Origin of the sequence: Kaistella sp., assembly GCF_041824135.1 — a bacterium.
In the GTDB taxonomy this organism is placed as follows: domain Bacteria; phylum Bacteroidota; class Bacteroidia; order Flavobacteriales; family Weeksellaceae; genus Kaistella.
Map to the genome: position 1 here is coordinate 56,420 of NZ_JBGZYM010000044.1, position 21,005 is coordinate 77,424.

General features: G+C 36.9%; 16 protein-coding genes. 9 read left to right on the forward strand and 7 right to left on the reverse strand.

Annotation, left to right across the window (positions count from 1 at the left end):
• Positions 1 to 3: 3 nt before the first annotated feature.
• Positions 4 to 2,868, reverse strand: a complete 2,865-nt coding sequence (locus ACEYOS_RS05265; protein WP_373797531.1) for a carboxypeptidase regulatory-like domain-containing protein — start codon at positions 2,866 to 2,868, stop codon at positions 4 to 6.
• A 204-nt stretch (positions 2,869 to 3,072) separates the two neighbouring features.
• Here ACEYOS_RS05265 and ACEYOS_RS05270 point away from each other — a divergent pair, with 204 nt between their 5' ends.
• Together ACEYOS_RS05270 and ACEYOS_RS05275 are read left to right on the forward strand one after the other, a co-directional pair.
• Positions 3,073 to 4,269 carry an endonuclease gene (locus tag ACEYOS_RS05270; protein WP_373710192.1) on the forward strand — a complete coding sequence of 399 codons (1,197 nt, stop codon included), beginning with the start codon at positions 3,073 to 3,075 and terminating at the stop codon, positions 4,267 to 4,269.
• A 77-nt stretch (positions 4,270 to 4,346) separates the two neighbouring features.
• Entirely contained in the window at positions 4,347 to 4,760 is a 414-nt protein-coding gene (locus ACEYOS_RS05275) for a DUF6146 family protein (RefSeq protein WP_373710193.1), read from the forward strand.
• 112 nt (positions 4,761 to 4,872) lie between these two features.
• Here ACEYOS_RS05275 and ACEYOS_RS05280 read toward each other — a convergent pair whose 3' ends face one another.
• Together ACEYOS_RS05280 and rho are read right to left on the reverse strand one after the other, a co-directional pair.
• Positions 4,873 to 5,469: a superoxide dismutase gene (locus ACEYOS_RS05280; RefSeq protein ID WP_373710194.1), complete on the reverse strand. Its 597-nt coding sequence runs from the start codon at positions 5,467 to 5,469 to the stop codon at positions 4,873 to 4,875.
• Positions 5,470 to 5,642: 173 nt separating this feature from the next.
• Positions 5,643 to 7,535, reverse strand: coding sequence for a transcription termination factor Rho (gene rho / locus ACEYOS_RS05285; protein WP_373710195.1), 1,893 nt, complete (start codon positions 7,533 to 7,535; stop codon positions 5,643 to 5,645).
• 154 nt (positions 7,536 to 7,689) lie between these two features.
• On the opposite strand from rho, the gene ACEYOS_RS05290 reads away from it, so the two are divergent.
• The 6 genes from ACEYOS_RS05290 (at position 7,690) to ACEYOS_RS05315 (ending at position 12,120) form a co-directional block, all read left to right on the forward strand.
• The gene (locus ACEYOS_RS05290; protein WP_373710196.1) at positions 7,690 to 8,079 is read left to right on the forward strand and encodes a DUF4293 family protein; all 390 of its coding nucleotides are present in this window, start codon (positions 7,690 to 7,692) and stop codon (positions 8,077 to 8,079) included.
• Between the two features lie 155 nt (positions 8,080 to 8,234).
• Positions 8,235 to 8,891 carry a hypothetical protein gene (locus ACEYOS_RS05295; RefSeq protein ID WP_373710197.1) on the forward strand — a complete coding sequence of 219 codons (657 nt, stop codon included), beginning with the start codon at positions 8,235 to 8,237 and terminating at the stop codon, positions 8,889 to 8,891.
• Between the two features lie 184 nt (positions 8,892 to 9,075).
• Positions 9,076 to 10,914, forward strand: a complete 1,839-nt coding sequence (locus tag ACEYOS_RS05300; protein WP_373710198.1) for an ABC transporter ATP-binding protein — start codon at positions 9,076 to 9,078, stop codon at positions 10,912 to 10,914.
• The gene (locus ACEYOS_RS05305; RefSeq protein WP_373710199.1) at positions 10,914 to 11,264 is read left to right on the forward strand and encodes a DUF1801 domain-containing protein; all 351 of its coding nucleotides are present in this window, start codon (positions 10,914 to 10,916) and stop codon (positions 11,262 to 11,264) included. The genes ACEYOS_RS05300 and ACEYOS_RS05305 overlap by 1 nt, the downstream gene beginning before the upstream one ends.
• Positions 11,261 to 11,641: an energy transducer TonB gene (locus tag ACEYOS_RS05310; RefSeq protein ID WP_373710200.1), complete on the forward strand. Its 381-nt coding sequence runs from the start codon at positions 11,261 to 11,263 to the stop codon at positions 11,639 to 11,641. The genes ACEYOS_RS05305 and ACEYOS_RS05310 overlap by 4 nt, the downstream gene beginning before the upstream one ends.
• Before the next feature lie 77 nt (positions 11,642 to 11,718).
• Positions 11,719 to 12,120, forward strand: coding sequence for an energy transducer TonB (locus ACEYOS_RS05315; protein ID WP_373710201.1), 402 nt, complete (start codon positions 11,719 to 11,721; stop codon positions 12,118 to 12,120).
• Here the strand turns inward: ACEYOS_RS05315 and ACEYOS_RS05320 are convergent.
• Positions 12,101 to 12,514 (reverse strand): DUF2809 domain-containing protein, encoded by a 414-nt coding sequence (locus ACEYOS_RS05320; protein ID WP_373710202.1) that lies wholly within the window; start codon positions 12,512 to 12,514, stop codon positions 12,101 to 12,103. The genes ACEYOS_RS05315 and ACEYOS_RS05320 overlap by 20 nt on opposite strands.
• A 465-nt stretch (positions 12,515 to 12,979) precedes the next feature.
• Positions 12,980 to 15,565: a DNA mismatch repair protein MutS gene (gene mutS / locus ACEYOS_RS05325; RefSeq protein WP_373710203.1), complete on the reverse strand. Its 2,586-nt coding sequence runs from the start codon at positions 15,563 to 15,565 to the stop codon at positions 12,980 to 12,982.
• 72 nt (positions 15,566 to 15,637) lie between these two features.
• On the opposite strand from mutS, the gene ACEYOS_RS05330 reads away from it, so the two are divergent.
• The gene (locus ACEYOS_RS05330) at positions 15,638 to 16,171 is read left to right on the forward strand and encodes an RNA methyltransferase (protein ID WP_373710204.1); all 534 of its coding nucleotides are present in this window, start codon (positions 15,638 to 15,640) and stop codon (positions 16,169 to 16,171) included.
• 234 nt (positions 16,172 to 16,405) lie between these two features.
• On the opposite strand, the gene ACEYOS_RS05335 is transcribed toward ACEYOS_RS05330, so the two are convergent.
• Positions 16,406 to 17,815 carry an efflux transporter outer membrane subunit gene (locus tag ACEYOS_RS05335; protein ID WP_373710205.1) on the reverse strand — a complete coding sequence of 470 codons (1,410 nt, stop codon included), beginning with the start codon at positions 17,813 to 17,815 and terminating at the stop codon, positions 16,406 to 16,408.
• 35 nt (positions 17,816 to 17,850) lie between these two features.
• The gene (locus tag ACEYOS_RS05340; RefSeq protein WP_373710206.1) at positions 17,851 to 21,003 is read right to left on the reverse strand and encodes an efflux RND transporter permease subunit; all 3,153 of its coding nucleotides are present in this window, start codon (positions 21,001 to 21,003) and stop codon (positions 17,851 to 17,853) included.
• Between the last annotated feature and the right edge of the window lie 2 nt (positions 21,004 to 21,005).

Genomic DNA, 21,005 nt, shown 5'->3' on the forward strand with positions numbered 1-21,005 from the left:
TAATTAAAATCTAACTTGAAGGTTTACGAAATACGATCTTCCTTGAGTGTACCAGTATTTCGGTCCGAATAATGGGAATTCTCTCGAATTTTCCTCCACATATCCAGGGAATGTTACTCTTCTTGTTTGCTCGAAACCACCGGTAATATATTTAGTGTTGTCTAAAATATTATTAACTGATGCCGTAAGCAATACATAATAAGCTCCTAGTCTCCAAGATTTACCAACGTTGGCATTCAAGAAATAAGCAGAAGGAAGCTTAGTTGGCGCTAATACTCTTCTTAGTTCATTTTCATCAAGACCTGCATACGGAGTTCCTGTTACCGGATTTTGTATAAATCTTTCCGTTCTTAATAATGGTGATGGATCTAGATAGTTGTCATCCAGATAATTCCAATTGGCACCAAACCACCAGTATTTCGTAGAGTTATATCTGAATCCTAATGAATAACCTTGTTGTGGTGTTCCACCTTGTTTTGAATCGGTCAAATAAGCTTTACCTAAATCTTGGTAAGCTAAACCATCGCCGAAAGTTCCGGCAGCGTCAGAAGCGAAATAAACATTCGGGTCATTTCTGTACGTAAACTGACCATAACTTGCTAAACCTTGAACAGATAAAGTTGGTAAGATTTTAACATCAACCCCTAATTCACCACCCATGTTTCTTTTCTCAAGGTTCGACATAATCTGCGTTACGAAAGCACTTTGTACATTAGTAACCGTTCCGTCTTGTCCTGCTGAACTTAACTGAATACCATCTGCAAAGAACCTCTGAACATTGGTGTCATTTTGAGTGTCGATTAAATAACCAGTCAATCTCATTTTAAAGAACGGGCTGTTGATCACATAACTTAAATCATTAGCATTGATAAGAGTGTTCTCAATATTGGGCGCCGTAGATCCGTTGACTCTTGGATTGATAAATAAATCTTCTAAGAAAGGTGCTTGTGAAAAGTAGGCTCCGTTGTAAACCAAGAAGTTTCTACCGTTCATTTTATAGATCACCTGTCCTTTCAAACCGAAGTTCCAGAAGTTTTGATCTCCACCTTTTCCGTAAGAATCTTTGTACAGGTAATGATTATAATGTCCTTCTCTAAATGAAGTAGAATAACCTGCTAAACCAGAAACAAATACGTCAAATTTACCCGTTTCAAATTTCAAACCTGGGTTCACTTTCACTTCTTGTCTGGAGAAACTGTAGTTGTAATTAATTTTATCTCCTACTCTTTTAGCAACGTTCTCTTCGCCTTCGTTATAAAAACCACTTTTACCTGGTTGGTTAGTGGCAGCAAATGGATCTCTGTTTAATGCAAAATCAGCACCCAAAAGATCTTTTACTTCCCGGTATAATTCTGACTTATAATTTTCATAAGAAACATTTAATAAAAACTTAGAAGTATTATTAATGTCATATACATAATGAGTTCCTACATTCCATATTTTATCATCGCTTACATCAGCAACCTGGAAGTACAAAGCACGTTTACCTGTTTCTCCATAATAAGTTCCTGCAGGCTGATTCATATTTCTTCTGTACAACGCATCCCAATTTATTTGAGTGTACGCTGGATCACCATTTTGCCATCCGGCCAAAGCATCTTGATATGCTTGCTGAGCGGTGGTTGCTGTTTCACTAGTTGGTACTGAAACCGAAGCATTAGGATCTAAAGAATCATAATAACTTGGTAAATATCGGTAATAAGTAGGCGATGGGTTTTGAACACTTTGCCAATCTAATCTCGCTGATTTATCTTTTCCAAACTGGTAAGAAACCGCGGTACGAAGACTTGATTTCTCATTAATTTTCCAGAAATCCTGAATTTGGAAAATCGGCTGGAAACCTGATCTTACTCTTTCACTTCTTTTCTCACCATCTTGCCAACCCCAATAAGAGTTATAATGTACTCCTCTGTAATCATAAACCTCTTGTGTGCTTGGGCTAGAAGTAGATCTTCTGTAAGGTGCCGCGAACGCATTTAAAGTCACGGTGTGAGCATCATTGAATTTCTTTTCAATTCCTAAGAAACCACCCCAAGCATCATAAAAAGTTCCTTCCTGAATACCTTCCTGTGCCCATCTTCTCGCACCCATTGCAGTAAACGCCCAACCATTTTTGTTCATACCTGAAGTATAACGCAGTGAGGCTCTGTTTCTGTAATTTCTGTTCGTTAATGAGTAAGTACCCTGGAATCCTTTTCTATATTCGCTGGCATTGGTGTTTTTATAAATAACAGAACTTGCACCACCAAATGCATATTCAGATGGAGCATGATTCGCAGACGTTTCTGGATATCTAGTGATTTCATTCAAACCTCCCCAGTTACCAAAGTCAACGTTACCGTTATCAGATTTCACCATAGAAACACCATTCATCATGGTTTCCCCGGATCTACCATCAATACCTCTTGGTCGGAACCAATAAGCACCCAAATCGTAGGCAGCAATTCTACTGAAAACATCTTGCGACGATTGCAGTAAACCGATGGTTGTTCCCTGACTCGAGTTTTCTTCATCACCATTACTTTCGATAATGGCCAGACCTTGATCTGCTCCTGTTACACTAGAATAAAGCGTAACAACGCCAAGATCCTTTCTCTTTTCATCATTCACATCGAACTCCATCACCTTGGTTTCGAAATTCGGTTTGGTAATGACAAGTTGGTAATGGCCTGTTTTAAGATCGACAAACTGGAAGTATCCAATCTTGTCTGCCTTTACTTCATTACCAGATCCTTTTAAATCAATCTCTGCACTTTCCACAGGATTTCCGTTGGCATCTTTTAAATAAGCATAAACTGTAGTTTGTGCAAAATAAAACGATGCTGGAAGCAGGGTAAACAAAGAGATTAAAGATAATTTTTTAATCATGTTGATAATTTATTTTTCGCTGTTTGAATTAAAAATCAATTCAGTAACTTAATTAGGACAAATTTAGACAAATTTATATTACTTTAGATAAATTTAACATATTACCAACGTCATACATGATAAATATTAGGAGATTAGAAAATTTAGTATTTTCAAAATAATATTTAAACTAACTTTGCCTTATAAACGTAATTATATATTATAATGAGAAAAATTGTAAGTTTTGTATTCTTAATGGCGTTCTGTTTTATTTTTGGTCAACAGAAAGGTCAACTTAGAAAAGTGGCGACCATTGGATTCATGAACGTAGAAAATCTTTGGGACACCATTGCGTCTGCAGACTATGTTGACGGAACAAAAGAGGTGAGCAATCCAGCTTTTCACCGAAGTGTGCCTTTGGACTCTCTTAAATATTTAGAAACTACAGAGGAATACCGTGGCGAATGGAGAGACGATTTATTAAAAGGTAAAAAAGTTGTTCGTAAACAAATCCTTGCAGATGATTTTACTTATAACAGTGCTAAAAACTGGAACACCAAAAACTACAATATTAAGATTGCCAATCAAGCGAAAGTGATTTCAGAAATGGGCGCTCAATATACCAAAACAGCACCGGTAATTGTTGGATTGATCGAAGTTGAAAATAGACAGGTCATTGAGGATTTAATTAAACATCCACTTCTTGCGAAGTATGACTATGGAATTATTCATTACAACTCGTACGACGCACGTGGAATCGATGTAGCGCTGATTTATCAGAAAAGAAGATTTACACCCAGCAATTCTTTGAAGAAAGAAATAAAAATTTTTAATGACGACGGTAAAAGAGCGTACACTCGTGATATTGTTGTAGCAACTGGATTTTTGGATAACGAAAAAGTTGCCTTTTTCATGAATCACTGGCCAGCGAGAAGCGGTGGTGAGGCACGGTCATTACCAAGAAGAAATGCAGCAGCTAAAGTCTTAAAACAACAAATGGATAGTGTGAGATTACAAGATCCTACTACAAAACTATTTGCGATGGGAGATTTTAATGATGATCCAGTCAACACCAGTTTGAAAAACATTTTACAAGCTGTGGCAAGTCCGAAAGATCTGAGCCCAGAAACTCCTTATCTTAATTTAATGTATCCTTTGTTTAAAAAAGGGGTTGCCTCTCTTGCTTACCAGGATGCTCCCAACTTATTTGACCAAATCATCGTATCAGGAAATTTAATTTCTGATAAAGTCGGAAAAGAGTATTCGGTTTATAAAACTGAAGTATTTGCACCACCATACCTGATTAATAGAGAAGGAAGTTGGAAAGGTTATCCACTTCGTTCCTGGAATGGCGACCAGTTTACGGGTGGTTATAGTGATCACTTCCCAGCCTTTGTAGTGGTACAGCGAGAAGTGCAATAAATGAATCATAAAATAAAAACCGTTTTTTGAAACGGTTTTTTTGGCTGTAAATTTGATTCGTTATTAAAAAGTTCACGATGAAAAAATTAATCTTTGCTTTCAGCATTCTGCTGATAACTCTAAGCTGCTCCAGCCAAAACAATATAGCCAATCAACCAAAAGAAGACCATCCACTTCAAGCTCAAAAGAATGATGATGGCGAATACGATTTAGAAGTTCTGGATACGCAGTTCACTTATTTTATCAATGCTATTGCGAGGCCGATGAGTATGTATTCTGAAGGTTATCTGAAATCCAAAAATCAATTTTTGGTGAGCGAATGGAATTCCTATTATTTCTCCGGTCGATACAGAAACGTAATTGAATCTTCTATCGATTACGACCCAAACGTTAATTATGGTTTGAAATACGAATATAAATTGTACCAGGTTTTCGCCTTTGTAAAATGGAAATACGGTTTGAAATTAAATGGCTTGAGCGGAAGTGAATAATTTAAGAAGAAGTCACAAAAAAACTCAATAAACGAAAACAAGAATGCATAAAAGTTAAAACAAAAAAAAGTTCAGATTTCTCTGAACTTTTTTTATGATATAAGATTTTCAATTATTTATTGAATTTCTCTTCTACTTTATCCCAATTCACTACATCAAAAAATGCAGTTACGTAATCAGGTCTTCTGTTTTGATAGTTCAGGTAATAAGCATGTTCCCAAACATCCAATCCTAAAAGTGGCGTTCCCTGACATTCTGCAACTGGCATCAATGGATTATCTTGATTTGGACTTGAGCAAACTGCTACCGATCCATCAGCTTTTTTGCATAACCAAGCCCAACCTGAACCGAATCTTGTTTTAGCTGCTTCAGAAAAATCAGTTTTGAATTTATCAAATCCACCATAAGTTTCAATCGCTGCTTTTACATTTCCGACTGGTTCTTTACTACCACCTGGAGTTAAAATTTCCCAGAAAAGAGAGTGGTTAAAATGTCCACCTCCGTTATTTCTAACCGCTGCTTTATCAGTTCCTGTTTTGCAAACTTCTTCAATAGATTTTCCTTCTAAATCAGTTCCTGCGATTGCTTTATTTAAATTATCTACGTAACCTTGATGGTGTTTTGTGTAATGGATCTCCATTGTTTTTGCATCAATAGTTGGTTCCAGTGCGTCGTACGCATATCCTAATTTTGGTAATTCGAATGACATAATATTTATTTTTATTAAGTGTTATGAGTCAAATTTAATCATTATTTAGACCAATTCCAAAAAGCTAAGCTCACTTTAGCAAATCTTTAACATTGATGAAAACAAAAAAACCGCTTCGAAAAACGGTTTTATATTGAATTAAAATTCCTTCTGTAAGGAAATATAATACTTAATTATTTATTCATTGACATTAAAAACTCTTCGTTATTTAAAGTCTGTTTAATGCTTCTGTTCACAAATTCCATGGCTTCTACAGGATTCATATCTGCCAAATACTTTCTTAAGATCCACATTCTTTGTTGAACGGTATCTTCCATCAATAGATCATCTCTTCTTGTACTCGATGAAGTCAGGTCGATAGCAGGGAAAATTCGTTTGTTGGCAATTTTTCGATCCAACTGAAGTTCCATATTTCCAGTTCCTTTGAATTCTTCAAAAATAACTTCATCCATTTTAGAACCTGTATCAATCAAGGCAGTTGCAATAATTGTTAGTGATCCACCGCCTTCAATATTTCTGGCAGCACCAAAAAATCGTTTCGGTTTATGTAAGGCGTTGGCGTCAACTCCACCAGATAAAATCTTACCTGAAGCTGGAGTAACGGTATTATAAGCTCTCGCCAAACGGGTAATTGAATCTAATAAGATGACAACATCATGTCCACACTCTACCATTCTCTGCGCTTTCGATAAAACCAGGTTAGCCACTTTTACATGCTTTTCAGCTGGTTCATCAAAGGTCGAAGCAATTACTTCAGCATTTACACTTCGCTCCATGTCGGTTACCTCTTCCGGTCTTTCGTCGATGAGTAAAATCATCATATATGCTTCCGGATGATTGGCAGAAATTGAATTCGCAATTTCCTTCAACAACATCGTTTTACCAGTTTTCGGTTGCGCAACAATCATTGCACGCTGACCTTTACCAATAGGTGTAAACAAATCTACAATTCTGGTCGAAGGTGTCGCGTTTTTCCCGGTTAAATTAAATTTCTCTTCTGGGAAAAGTGGAGTTAAAAATTCGAAAGCAACTCTATCTTTAATAAAATCAAGATCTCTTCCGTTTACTTCTGTTGGCTTCATTAAAGAGAAATACTTCTCTCCTTCTTTCGGCAACCTTACAATTCCTCTGACGGTATCTCCAGTTTTTAAGGCATAATTTCTAATCTGGTTCGTCGATACATAAACATCATCGGGAGAAGAAATATAGGAGAAATCTGAAGAACGCAAGAAACCGTAATTATCTGGAAGGATTTCCAAAACGCCTTCTATAGTAACTAATCCATCAAAATTAAATTCTTTTTTAGCAGGCTCATCTTGCGAATCATTGCTTTGTTGATTTTTATTTTGATTGGGGTTTTTATGCTGGTTTTGATTCTTGTGCTGGTGCTGAGGTTGTCTCTGTGCATTTCCGCTTTGGTTTGGATTCCCGTTTTGATTAGGGTTACCATTTCCATTTTGCTCTGGATTTCCGTTTTGATTGGGATTTCCTTTGGCATTTCCTGACTGGTTAGGATTGGAATTTTGATTGGGATTTCTGGGTTGTTCAGGTTTAGCTTCTGCTTGAATCTCAGTTTCCGCAACAACTTCTTTTTCGGTATTTTCTGCTTCCGATTTTGGCGGACCAACGCGTTGTCTTTTTTTCTTTTGTTGATTTTGAGCGACTGCTTTCGGCTGTTCAGGCTCTGAACTTTTTGGTGCAGTTTCAGCTTCTGTCTTCGCAGGAACTTCTTTTGTTTCCTCAGCAACTTTTTTAACAACCTCTTTAGGAGCCTCTTTTGAAACTTCAGTAGAATCCTCAGCAGGTTTTTCTACTTTCTTTCTGGGAGCTGGTTTTTTAGCGGCTGGTTTTTTGGGTGCCGGAGCTTTTTCTTCTTCTGTATTCATAGGAGTTTCTGTCGCGCTGTAGTAATCTTTCGCTACTTTAGTATTGGATGCTTGAAAATCCAAAATTGCAAAAATCTTATCGTTGTCACTGCTGCTTTTAGCAATTTTAACGCCAAGATCGCTTGTGATTTTAGTCAAATCTGAATCGGATTTTGACCTTAATGTTTCAATGTTGAACATAAATGTTACGCAAAAAAGTAATTTATAAGTAATTGTAAGTAAGAATGTTAAGTCAGGTGACTCTTCTCTTTTAGGACGTTTGTACTGCAAATCTACGTTTATTTTTTAATTATGCAAAAAATTATTGGTATTTTTGTAGGCAGAATCAAATAGTATGTTGCAGAGAATACAGACCGTATGGATATTTTTGGCGATTATTGGCGCCGTATTTTTGTTCGTTACCGGACAGGATTTTTCCCTTTTCGGACCCGTTCCTTTTATTTCAGTGGCGTGTGTGATTCTTGTACTGTTTGGCTTTATTAGTATCTTAAGTTATAAAGACCGCAAAAGACAAATTCAACTGAACAAGATCAGTTTTATGATAAACGCTTTGTTGCTCGGTTTATTGGCGTATTGGCTACTCACTTTATCCGGAGGAATTGATTTTCCTGAGAAGGGTATTGAGCCTGTTTTCCCGTTACTATCTATAATATGTTTGCTGATTGCGAATGTTTATATACGGAAAGACGAAAGGCTCGTAAAATCTGTGGACAGACTCCGTTAGACTTACAACGATTTTTTTGAGTGAAACAGTTCCATTTATGGGACTGTTTTTTTTGGATTAGATTTTAATGATTTTGCATATTAAAATTTGTTTTATATTTGATAAAATGCATACGGATGAAAAAAATATTTTTTCTCCTCGTAATTTTATCACTATTGTCCTGTCGCGAGACTCGCTATGACGAAGTAGATTCTGTTAGAACTACGGTGATGGGAAAAATAACAAACCCTACAACAGCCCTTGCAATTCCCAACTTAAAGCTTATTTTGAAGCGACAATGGAAGCAAAATTGTGGCGGCTTTTCTACTTGTTGGAAAGAAGAGAATGTTGCAGAAATCACCACAGATTCTAATGGCAATTACCGTTATGAATTTGGTTACCTACCAGCAAATGGTAGGGAGTATTATACCTACACAATAATGCCCACGGATGATAATTACAGATTTGATAACGGTGACCTTGACAATGTGGTTGAAGCTAGTAAAATTAATGAGAAAAACTATGGTATTTGGAAACCCATTACGTTAAATATTCACGTTAAAGTTTCTAATAATAATATTCCTCCTTTATACACAGAAGTCACCAATTTACAGGACAATAGCAACTTTAGCAATTGGAGCTTCATTGATCAAAACGGAGAAAAAACGTTTGACTTTTTAGTGAGACCTAATACGGACGTGTCAGTAAATTTCATTTATGTTGAAAATCCTAATACTATAAATGCGAAATCACATAAGTTAGATTATCCCTATAAAACAACTTTCGCAGAGACCACAACAATTAGTTACACCGTCGACTGTGCTACTTTTTAAATCTCTACAAAATTACCTGGCCGCAAAATTCTCTCTGTTTTGATAATAAACGACCAATAAATTAAGATCAGGAATATTTCAAATACAGCTTGCTGATAAACTTGTCACAATTACCATCTGATAAAATAAATGACCGCTGATTGACAATTGAAAATTCCGTAAATTCGCCATCTAATTTCACTTAATGAAACCATTAAAGCGCATCCTTTCCATCGCCAAACCTCATCAAAAATATCTTTTAGGAAGTATTTTTTTTAACCTTCTTTATTCCCTATTACAGATTTTCTCTATTGTAACAATGCTGCCTATTCTGCGGATTTTATTCAAGCTCGACAAAGAAGTCGATACTAATATCATCCCGGTCTACAGCGGCAAATTCGGTGATTATTTTGGATATTTGAAAGACATGGCTTATTATAAAATACAGCTTAACATCAATGAATATGGCGCAATTCAGGTTTTAGCAGTTCTTTGTAGCATTACTGCAGTTGCGTTCTTATTAAGGAATCTGTTTAGATATTTAGGTGCTTATCTGTTGGTAAATTACCGCGTAGGAATTACCAAAGATTTGCGAACTGCGATGTATGACAAATTTTTAAAGTTACCCGTTTCATTTTTTACAGAACAGCGAAAGGGTGATATGATGTCGCGAATCTCCAATGATATTGGTGCCGTAGAAGGTGGAATTATGGGAAGTTTGGTTGATGTGCTGAACGCTCCGTTTATGATCATTGCCTCTTTGATTACGCTATTTATTCTTTCTCCACAACTAACTTTATTTTCACTTTTGGTTTTTCCAGTGATGGGACTTATTATCGCCTGGGTTGGTAAAAGCTTGAAAAGACAGGCAACGGCAGCACAGGAAGAATTAGGAAATTTATTTTCTCTGGTTGATGAAACATTGAAATCTTCTAAAGTGATCAAAATTTTTAATGCGGATAAAATCCTAACAAATAGATTTAATAAAACCACAAATAACTGGCAAAAATATGCGATTGGCATGAGCCGGCGACGGGAATTAGCTTCACCGATGAGTGAGTTTTTAGGTTCGGTAACGCTTCTAATGATCACCTGGTTTGCCGGAACTGAAATCATCAACGGAACCAATAAAGATCCAGTAACGTTTTTGGCTTTTATCGGCGTGTTCTTTCAAATTTTAGATCCAGCAAAAAAATTATCAAATGCTTTTTCCTCTATTCAAGGTGGAATGGCGAGTTTAGATCGGGTCTCAGAAGTTTTGGATTATGATTTAAAAATCGATGAAATTGCAAATCCAACGCCTATTTCCACCTTAAAAAATCAAATTCAATTTAAAAATATCGGTTTCTTTTATGATAAAGACAATGTAATTTTAAAGAATTTTGACCTCATTATTCCAAAAGGAAAAACCATAGCGCTGGTCGGTCAATCTGGGTCTGGAAAAACAACAATTGCCAATTTACTGGCTCGTTTTTATGACGTCTCAGAAGGTGAAATCCTGGTTGACGGTTCCAACATTAAAAATTTAAAGGTAACCGATTACCGAAACCTGTTAGGAATGGTGACTCAGGAGTCTGTTTTATTTAACGATTCTATTTTCAATAATATATTGATGGGGAAACCTGAAGCGACCGAAGAAGAAGTAATGGCGGCAGCGAAAATCGCCAATGCTCACGAATTCATCGATCATCTTCCCGAAAAGTATTACACGAATATCGGCGACGATGGTAATAAACTTTCAGGTGGACAAAAACAAAGGGTTTCAATTGCAAGAGCCGTTCTGAAAAATCCACCGATCATGATTTTGGATGAGGCCACCTCAGCTTTAGATACAGAGTCTGAAAGATTTGTGCAGGATGCTTTAGAAAAGATGATGGAAAACCGAACTTCTCTTGTTATTGCACACCGACTTTCAACCATTCAAAAAGCCGACTGGATCGTAGTGATGGAACGTGGAATCATTGTAGAACAGGGAACTCATCAGGAATTATTCGAGAAAAAAGGAATGTACCGAAGGTTAGTTGATCTGCAGAATTTCGGGTAATGAATCCAATACAGGAATATTTTTTTAGAATTGAAGAGCCTCAGCGAAGTACACTTTTATTCCTGCGAAAAAAAATACTGGAAAGTGATCCGGAACACATTACCGAAACCTTGAGTTTTGGGTTGCCTTTTATCAAATACAAAAAGAAAATGCTGTGTTATTTTTATTACAGCAAAAAACACAAAAAACATTATTTAAGCTTCTGTCATGGCGATCGATTAGATCATCCAGAACTTATCTCGGAAGGCAGAAAGAAATTCAAAATTCTTCTCATTGATGAAAATGCAGATTTGCCTTTAGATTTTATTTTGAAGATTTTAGATGAAGTCAAGCAATATATTAAGCCATGAAAAAACTATATTTTATTTGCGCGATTCTACTGTCTGGATTTGCTTTTTCACAAGAAATCATAAAAGAGGCTGACATTATTACAGAACAAATCGCAGAATTTCCCGATGGTGGCGCTACAAAGTTCCGCCAATTAATTGCAGATAATTTTAGAGAGAAAAAGGTGCAAGGTCAAGGAAAAGAATTTTGTGAACTCGCATTCGTGATTGAACTTGATGGTTCCCTAAGTAATATAAAAGCAAATGGAACCAATGATAGTTTTAACAAAGAAGCGATACGCGCCATTTCTAAAATAAAAACAAAATGGATTCCGGCGAAAATTAATGGCGAGCTCGTTCGATATCGATTTAGAATTCCTTTAAATCTCGATCTTAATTAACAAAGAATAGAAAAGCCGTTTTTTAATAAATTAGATTCGTACTCGCCTTTATATATCATTTTTACAAATCCAGTGTTATGAACAAAATAGTATTTTTATTCCTCTTTTTATCGGGAGCTGTGACTTTTGGCCAGACCGCTTCCACCTCAGAAAAGAAGATCCACCAATTGCCGCAAGATGCCATCGCTGCAACTTTTCCTGCCGGAAATGACGTTTTCACCAAAATGGTTTACGCCAAGTTTAATCATGGAATAATCGACTGCGACGACAAAGAAACCAACCAGCGATCGGTGATCGAATTCATTGTGGAAAAAGATGGGACACTCAGCGATATGAAAGCTGTTGGAAATAATAACTCCTTAAATCGGGAAGGTATTCGAATTGTAAACTCTATTAAAGACAAGTGGACTCCGGGAATTGTAAAAGGGAAAAATGTGCGAATGAAATTTAGACAGCCACTTACACTGGTCTGCAATTAAATGGCATTTTCACTTCTATCAGATAAATCAGTACACAGCCAACTCCATAGCACAGGATATCAATCCAACTAAAACTGCTTCCAACGATTATTGCGGCCATGCTTCCAGGTTTTAGACCTAAGATATCTGCGATCTTAAAATACTGTAAAACTTCCACGATCACAGAAAAAATAAATAGTCCGATAATTAGTTTTGTTCGGCTTTCAACTTTGAAAAAACTTAGGATTAAAGTGTACATTAATACTACTACAATCACATCGCCCAAATAGGCACGAATGAAAAATAAGTCTTTGAAAACGGTTGCGATCAAAACCTCAACGATGAAAATAAATACACTGATCAGGAAATATTTTAAGCTAAATCTAAAAATCGGTAAATTGGATAATGCTTTCATTCTTACGTTCTTTCTATTTTTCAATCATTTTCTTTATTGAATTCAACTTGATCAAAACTTCAATCGGCGTTAGCGTATAAACTTCAATTTTATTTATTTACTTACTTTTTATCAAAAAACTACTCGCCCAAAATAACAAAAAGGAAATAATTGCAGGTAGGATAAATAATTTAAAATCACCACTATTAGCCATAGATACTGTTTTTGACAAAGCAATAAACAGGTAGGATAAAGTATAAAATAGGGCTGTTTGGAGAGATGATAAATTAATGTTCAAAGAGTTTAAAATAAATATCACGCCTATCCATACGAGACCTAAAATAGGCAAACCGATTATTAATAAAATTGGAGCCATTCCATATTCACCTCCTGGAAAATTACCAATAGATATTATGAAGAAATGAATAACCAATATCAATACACTTAATAGGAAGATCGTTGATAATTGTTTCCATTTTAAAGATCTCATCGTCCAATCATTTTCTTAATCGAGTTCAACTTCATCAACGCTTCAATCGGCGTTAAAGTATTGATATCTATTTTCAACAATTCTTCCCGAATATTTTCCAAGACCGGATCATCCAATTGAAAGAATGAAAGTTGCAGACTTTCGTCCGTAATCGCTTTTGCTGAATCTTTGGAACCACTGTGTGAACGGCTTTTTTCTAAAGTTTTCAAAACTTCATTCGCACGATTTACCACTTTTGCAGGCATTCCTGCTAACTTCGCGACGTGAATTCCGAAACTGTGTTCACTTCCTCCAGATAATAGTTTTCGAAGGAAAATAATACTTCCTTTATGCTCCTGAATAGAAACGTGGAAGTTTTTAATTCTTTCAAAATTCACTGTCATTTCATTGAGCTCATGATAATGCGTGGCAAATAATGTTTTCGCCTGCGTCGGATGTTGATGTAAATATTCTGCAATCGCCCAAGCTATGGAAACACCGTCATAAGTAGACGTTCCACGTCCGATCTCATCTAAAAGGATCAGACTTCTTTCAGAAATATTATTGAGGATATTTGCGGCTTCATTCATCTCCACCATAAACGTTGATTCGCCGGAAGAAATATTATCGGTCGCTCCAACTCTCGTGAAAATCTTATCCAAAACGCCGATTTCAGCGTGTTTCGCCGGCACAAAACTTCCTATCTGAGCCAATAAACAAATAATTGCAGTTTGTCTTAATATCGCAGATTTACCCGCCATGTTCGGACCTGTAACCATTATGATCTGCTGCGAATCTTTGGATAGAAACAAATCATTTGGAATATACTTTTCACCTAACGGCAGAGCATTTTCGATTATGGGATGGCGTGCTTCTTTTAAATCAATTTCAAAACCTGCATTTAAAACCGGTTTGGTATACGACTCAGAAACTGCAAGTTCAGACAATCCTACTCCGCAATCCAATTCTGCAATGATCTTAGAATTCTCCTGAATCTGATCGATGTAGATCATCACATTTTCACAAACTTTTCGGTAAAGCAAATGTTCAATTTTTGAAATCTTTTCTTCGGCGCCCAGAATTTGTTCTTCGTATTCTTTCAGTTCTTCGGTGATGTATCTTTCAGCGTTCACCAAAGTTTGCTTGCGAATCCAGTCTTCTGGAACTTTATCTTTATGAGAATTTCTAACCTCAATGAAATAACCGAAAACATTATTAAAACTGATCTTCAAACTGGTAATTCCCGTTCGTTTAACTTCGCGGTCACACATTTCGTCCAGAAATCCTTTTCCTTTAGTTTGAAGTCCACGCAAATGATCGAGCTCTTCTGAAATCCCGGTTTTGATCACATTTCCTTTAGAAATATTGACCGGAAGTTCTTCGTTCAAATAATCAGTAAGATATTTAATGAGTTCATCCAAATTAATCAGTGGCGATAACCAGGTCAAAACCTCATCGTGTGGATGAAGCAATTCTTTAATATTTCGAATGTTAATCAAACTCTGACGAAGATAACCGAGTTCTTTCGGTGAGATTTTCTCCGAAGCCAGTTTCCCCATCAAACGGTCCAGATCAGAAATCGTTTTTAATAATTGTAAGATCTCATATTTCAGATTTTCCTGTTTATTAAAAAACTCAATGAGATCTAATCTTCTGTTGATTTCATTCACGGATTTTAAAGGAAGAATTAATCTTCTTCTCAACAATCGTCCTCCCATCGGAGTAGAGGTTTTGTCGATAATATCGAGCAAAGATTTCCCCTGTTGGTTGCTTGAATAAACGATCTCTAAGTTCCGCAACGTAAAATGATCCATCATCAGATAGTCCTCTTTCGGAATCAGTTTTATTTTGGTAATATGTTGTAAAAGTGCGTGATGTGTATCTTCAACTAAATAAGCGAAAATTGCTCCGGCTGCGGTAATTCCCAATTTTAAATCTTCAATCCCAAAACCTTTTAAAGAATTTGTTTTGAAATGATTGGTTAATTTTTCGTAACCGTAATTGTATTGAAACGCCCAATCTTCTAATTTAAAAGAATTGCGGTTTTTCAGTTGCAACGGAAGTTCGGTCGTTCGCTGATAAATAATTTCGCTCGGATCAAAAGTTCCCACGATATGAAGTAGTTGTTCCAGATTTCCTTCTGAAGTTAGAAATTCACCTGTGGAAACATCAACCAAAGCCAATCCGTATTTCTCTTTTACTTTATGAATCGAAAGTAAAAAATTATTTTTCTTGGAGCTTAAAACCTGTTCATTGAAAGTTACGCCGGGAGTTACCAGTTCGGTCACGCCGCGTTTTACAATTCCTTTAACTCCTTTTGGATCTTCCAATTGGTCACAGATTGCAACACGCAGTCCGGCTCTTACGAGTTTCGGCAAATAAGTATCAACCGAATGATGTGGAAATCCTGCGAGTTCGATATGACCTTCACCGTTGGCTCTTTTGGTTAGAACGATTCCTAAAATCTGCGACGTTCTAATGGCGTCCGTTCCGAAAGTTTCGTAGAAATCTCCCACTCGAAACAGCAAAAGCGCATCAGGATATTTCGCCTTGATGGTATTGTATTGCGTCATTAAAGGAGTTTCTTTTTTTTCTTTCGCCACGGAATTGATTTTAAAAATTATTGAACTTAAAAATTAAGATCTAAAATCCTTAATTTTGCCAAAAATACGAAAATGTCATCCACAAAGAAACTGAAACTCGAAGAATTAGGAAGAATAGATATCGAAACGTTTAAAGAGACTCAAAAAACGCCGCTCGTCGTGGTTTTAGATAATGTTCGAAGCATGCACAATGTGGGTGCGATCTTCAGAACCGCAGATGCCTTCTTGATTGAAAAAGTAGTCTTGTGTGGAATTACTCCTCAACCGCCACATCGCGAAATTCACAAAGCTGCTTTGGGCGCGACAGAAAGTGTGGAATGGGTTTATGAAAAAGATATCGCCGAAGCATTACAGAATTTAAAAAAGGAAAACTTTAAAATTGTAGGAATCGAACAAACCACCGATTCTAAAGTGATCACTGATTACCAAATTAATAAAGTAGAAAAATACGCATTAGTTTTAGGAAATGAAGTGGATGGATTGAGCGATGAAGCGCTTTCTTATTACGATACTTTCCTGGAAATTCCGCAGTTGGGAACAAAACATTCTTTAAACGTTTCTGTTTGTGGTGGAATTGTGATGTGGGAATTCTTTAAATCATTGTAAATTTTTCAACTCGTTTTCAGAACGAGACAACGATTTTAAGCAAAGAACGCAATGTTATTATCACGTGACTAAATTATATTTAAAAGAAAAATTGCTTTTTGTAAACAAATAGTAGCCTCTAGTTTTCCATCAAAAATCAAAAAATGTAAAAAAAAGAAACCAATTTCTCAATCATAATAATTGAAAAATTGGTTGATTTCCCTTGGCTCTTTTTACTTTTTACCTGGTTTCTTATTATCTCCAGCCACCACCAAGTGCGCGGTACAGTTCAATCCCTGCATCAAGCTTCGAATATTCAGCATTCGAAATATTCAGTTCAGCATTCAGTTGATTTACACTTGCGTTGATCACTTCCAGATAATTTGCCAAACCGTAGTTCACCAATTCCTGAGAGTATTCTACAGAGTTTTTATAAGCATCCATTTCTTTCCTTTTCAGATTAATGAATCCATCTTGTGACTGATAAATTTTTAGAGCATCAGAAACTTCTCTTCCTGCTGTTAAAACTGATCTTCTAAAATTGAGATAAGCAATTTCTTTGTTGGCTAAACTAACTTCATACTGAGTTTTAATTTGTCTTTTATTTAATATTGGTTGTGTTAAACCGCCTACAACGTTCGCGAAAAGTGAACTTGCACTAAATAACTGATCAATATCTCCGGAAGATATTCCTGTGCTTCCCGTCAATCTCAACGTCGGATAAAAATTAGCTTTAGCGGCATTGGTCAATTCGAAAGCATTCATCAAACGATATTCTGCAGCTTTTACATCAGGTCGGTTTTCCAACAGATTCGCTGGATAACCCAGCGCTAAACTTACCGGCATTTTCTGAGCATCAATCGTTGTACGCTCTATGGCGTGTGAAGGTTCTGCCATCAAAAGGCTGATGGTGTTTTCGAGCAGAGCGATCTGAACATCAATACTGATCAACATTGATTCTGCATTAAAAACGAGCGCCTGACTTTGTTGAACTGCAACTTCTGTAACCGTTCCTGCATCTTTTAAAGCTTGAGTCGTTTCAAGATTTTTATTTCTTAAGGCGATAGTTTCGTTGATGATTTTTTTCTGATCATCAAAAGTTAAAAGCTGATAATAAGCTGAAGCAACTGCCGCAACCAAATCGCTTTTCACCGCTTGATGGGCGGAAACAGTTCCTAAATAATTGGCTAATTCTGCTTTTTGTTGTGCTTTCAATTTTCCCCAAATATCAACTTCCCAGCCAACATTTGCCGAAACATCAAATTGATTTCCGTATTTTCTTTCTCCTGCTAACTGTCCAGATTGGGTATTCAAAGACTGTGTTTGAAAGGTATAATTCGGACCCGCAGAAAGGGTTGGTAAATAAGCTGCTTTACTTTGCTTTAAATAAGAATCAGCGGCACTGATGTTCTGCAAGGCCACTCTTACATCTAAATTATTTTCTAACGCTTTCGCAATATGTTTTTGTAAAACTGGATCGGTGAAAATATCTCTCCATGAAACGGTTGCCATACTCATGGAATCTTTCGGTAACAAGTCGGTGCGGAAAAGATTTTCATTAATGGCCTCACTTGGTCTTCCGTACTTTTCCCGCGTCATACATGAAGTAAGAACGAAAGCAGAAAAAAGAACTGAAAGTATTTTTATATTGAAGTATTTATTCATTTTTTTACTATTTCTTAAAAGTTTTAGACTTTCAATTATTCAGATAGATTAATATCTTTTTCTTTTAATGGAACAACTTTCTCCTGCAGAAATTGGAAAATTACAAACAAGACTGGAATTGCTATCAATCCGAAGAAAGTCCCAATTAACAATCCAGAGGCTGCACCAGTCGCAATCGAACGGTTACCGACAGAACCAATCCCAGTTGCAAATACCAATGGAATCATCCCGAAGATAAAAGCAAAAGAGGTCATCAAAATCGGACGCAGCCTTGCTTTCGCAGCGTTGATCGCAGACATCGCAATTGATTCACCATGATGTCGCCTTTGTACGGCAAACTCCACAATCAAAATTGCATTCTTGGCCAGTAATCCAATCAACATAATGATCGCAATCTGGAAATAAATATTGTTTTCTAATCCGAAAATCCTTTGACCAAAAAATGCTCCGATCACTCCTAAAGGAAGAGAAAGGATTACAGAGAATGGCAACAAATAACTTTCATATTGCGCGGCCAAAATGAAGTAAATGAAAAGGAAACTTAATAAGAAAACCACGTAGGTTTGGGAACCTGCTTTCATTTCTTCCTTCGTTAAACCTGTAAATTCAACATCGTAGTTGGCTGGTAAATTTTCGGCAGCAACTTCCTGAATCGCCTTAATAGCATCACCTGTAGAATATCCTGGATTACTGGATCCATTAATTCCCACTGAGGTAAATAAATTATATCGTTCTAAGGATTGCGGCCCAAAACTTTTTTCTAAGCTCACGAACTGTGAGATCGGCGCCATGGCTCCTGAAGCTGTTTTTACAAAGATTGAATTTAAACTTTCTGGAGAGGTTCTATCCGATGGTAAAGCCTGAATCATTACCCGAAATTGTTTTCCATATTTGGTAAAGTCGGAAGAATAAATCCCTCCAATATACCCCTGCATGGTGCTCAAAATATTATTTAATGAGACGCCACTTTCTTTCGCACGAGGTACATCAACTACCATTTCAAACTGTGGATAATTGGTATTGAAAGAAGTTGAAGCAAACTGAATTTCTGGTCGCTGCATCAAAGCCCCCACAAAACTTTGGGTCACTTTATTGAGTTCTGAAATATCACCACCTGATTTATCCAATAAGACACTGGAGAATCCATCACTTGATCCAAACCCAGGCACACTTGGTGGCGAGAAGAAAATAATTTTGGCATCCGGATATTTACCAGTAATTCCGAATAATCGTCCGGTGATTTCATCGATGCTTTGTCCATCTGCTTTTCCACGTTCATCAAAAGGCTTTAATTTGATAAAGGCTTGACCAACATTGGATCCAGAACCTGACATAAATCCACGACTCGCTGTGTACGTTACGTTTTGAACGCCGGGAATCTTTCGCGCTTCTTTCTGAAGGTCAGACAGAACATTGTAGGTTCTTTCTAAGGACGCTCCGGGCGGAAGTTGAATATCTGTAAACAAAATTCCACGGTCTTCTTTCGGGATAAATCCAGTCGGCATGGTAGAACTTGCCCACCAAAAAGTAACTGCTCCGGCGGCAAAAATCACTAATAAGCTCACCCATTTGTTTCTTAAAATAAAATTAAATGACTGACCATATTTTTTAGTTCCGGCATTAAATCCAGTATTGAATTTAAAGAAGAATTTTTGCAGCACATTCATACTCGCATATTCCTTGGAATGATGCGCCGGCGGTTTTAAAAACATCGCACAAAGAACAGGACTCAAAGTCAAGGCATTTACGGCCGAAATTAAAATCGCAATAATTAAGGTAATTCCAAACTGCTGATAGAAAACTCCAGTTGGTCCGGTTAAGAACGTCACGGGAATAAATACGGCCGCCATTACCAAAGTAATCGAGATAATTGCGCCTGTAATTTCGTCCATCGCTTCTACGGTCGCTTTCTTGGCATCGCTGATGCCACCTTCCATTTTCGCGTGAACGGCTTCTACCACAACAATTGCATCATCGACCACAATACCAATGGCAAGAACCAAAGCAAAGAGGGTCAACAAGTTAATTGAATACCCGAATAGATTCAGAAAGAAGAAGGTTCCAATAATCGAAACCGGAACTGCAATCGCAGGAATCAAGGTTGATCTAAAATCCTGAAGGAATATAAATACTACTAGGAATACCAAAACGAAAGCTTCTAATAAAGTGACCACTACTTTAGAAATGGAGGCATCTAAAAACTCATTGGTATCAAAGTTAATATTATACCCAATTCCTTCTGGTAAGGTTTTTTCGGTTTCCTTCAATAAAGTTTTAATATTGGTAATAATCTCTTGCGCATTTGATCCAGGAGTCTGGAAAATCCCCATCGAGATCGAGCGGTTTCCATTACTTTCACCAATTCCCGCGTAAGATTGAGAATCCAGTTTAATTTCAGCAACATCTTTTAAACGGAGATATTCTCCATTACCAAGCGCGCGCAAAATAATATTTTCAAACTCATCAACTTCATTGTATTTTCCCTTGTAGGTAATAATGTATTGAAAAGAACTTCCACTGTTTTCACCCAAAGCACCCGCAGCTGCTTCTCTGGACTGTTCATTAATTGCGGCAGAAACTTCGGAAGGTTCTAAACCGTAAGCCGCCATTTTCGCAGGATCAACCCAAATTCTCATCGAGTAATTTTTCCCACCAAATACTTGAGCATCACCCACACCATTTACCCGTTTTAATTCTGGGATGATATTAATGTTCATGTAATTCTGCAACCAAACCTCATCTAAATTGGGATTGGAAGTATAGAAAGAAAGGAACATCAAGGCACTCGTTTGCTGCTTGTTAACCTGAACTCCAGATCTTGTAACCTCTGAAGGAAGAAGTGGAATTGCACGCTGAACCTGATTCTGAACGTTCACCGCAGCGATATCCGGATCAATTCCCTGTTTGAAGAAAATTGTAATTGAAGCAGAACCATTGTTTCCAGCGGAAGAGGAAATATAATCCATTCCTTCTACTCCATTCACTTGCTCTTCAATTGGAATAATTACACTGTTCATGACCGTTTGCGCATTGGCTCCGGTATAGTTGGCAGAGATACGCACCGTTGGCGGGGCAATATCTGGGTACTGTGTGACCGGCAAAGAGATTAGTCCCAAAATTCCCAATATCACAATCATGATGGAAATTACTGTGGACAGAACCGGTCTGTTTATAAACTTTTTAATCATCT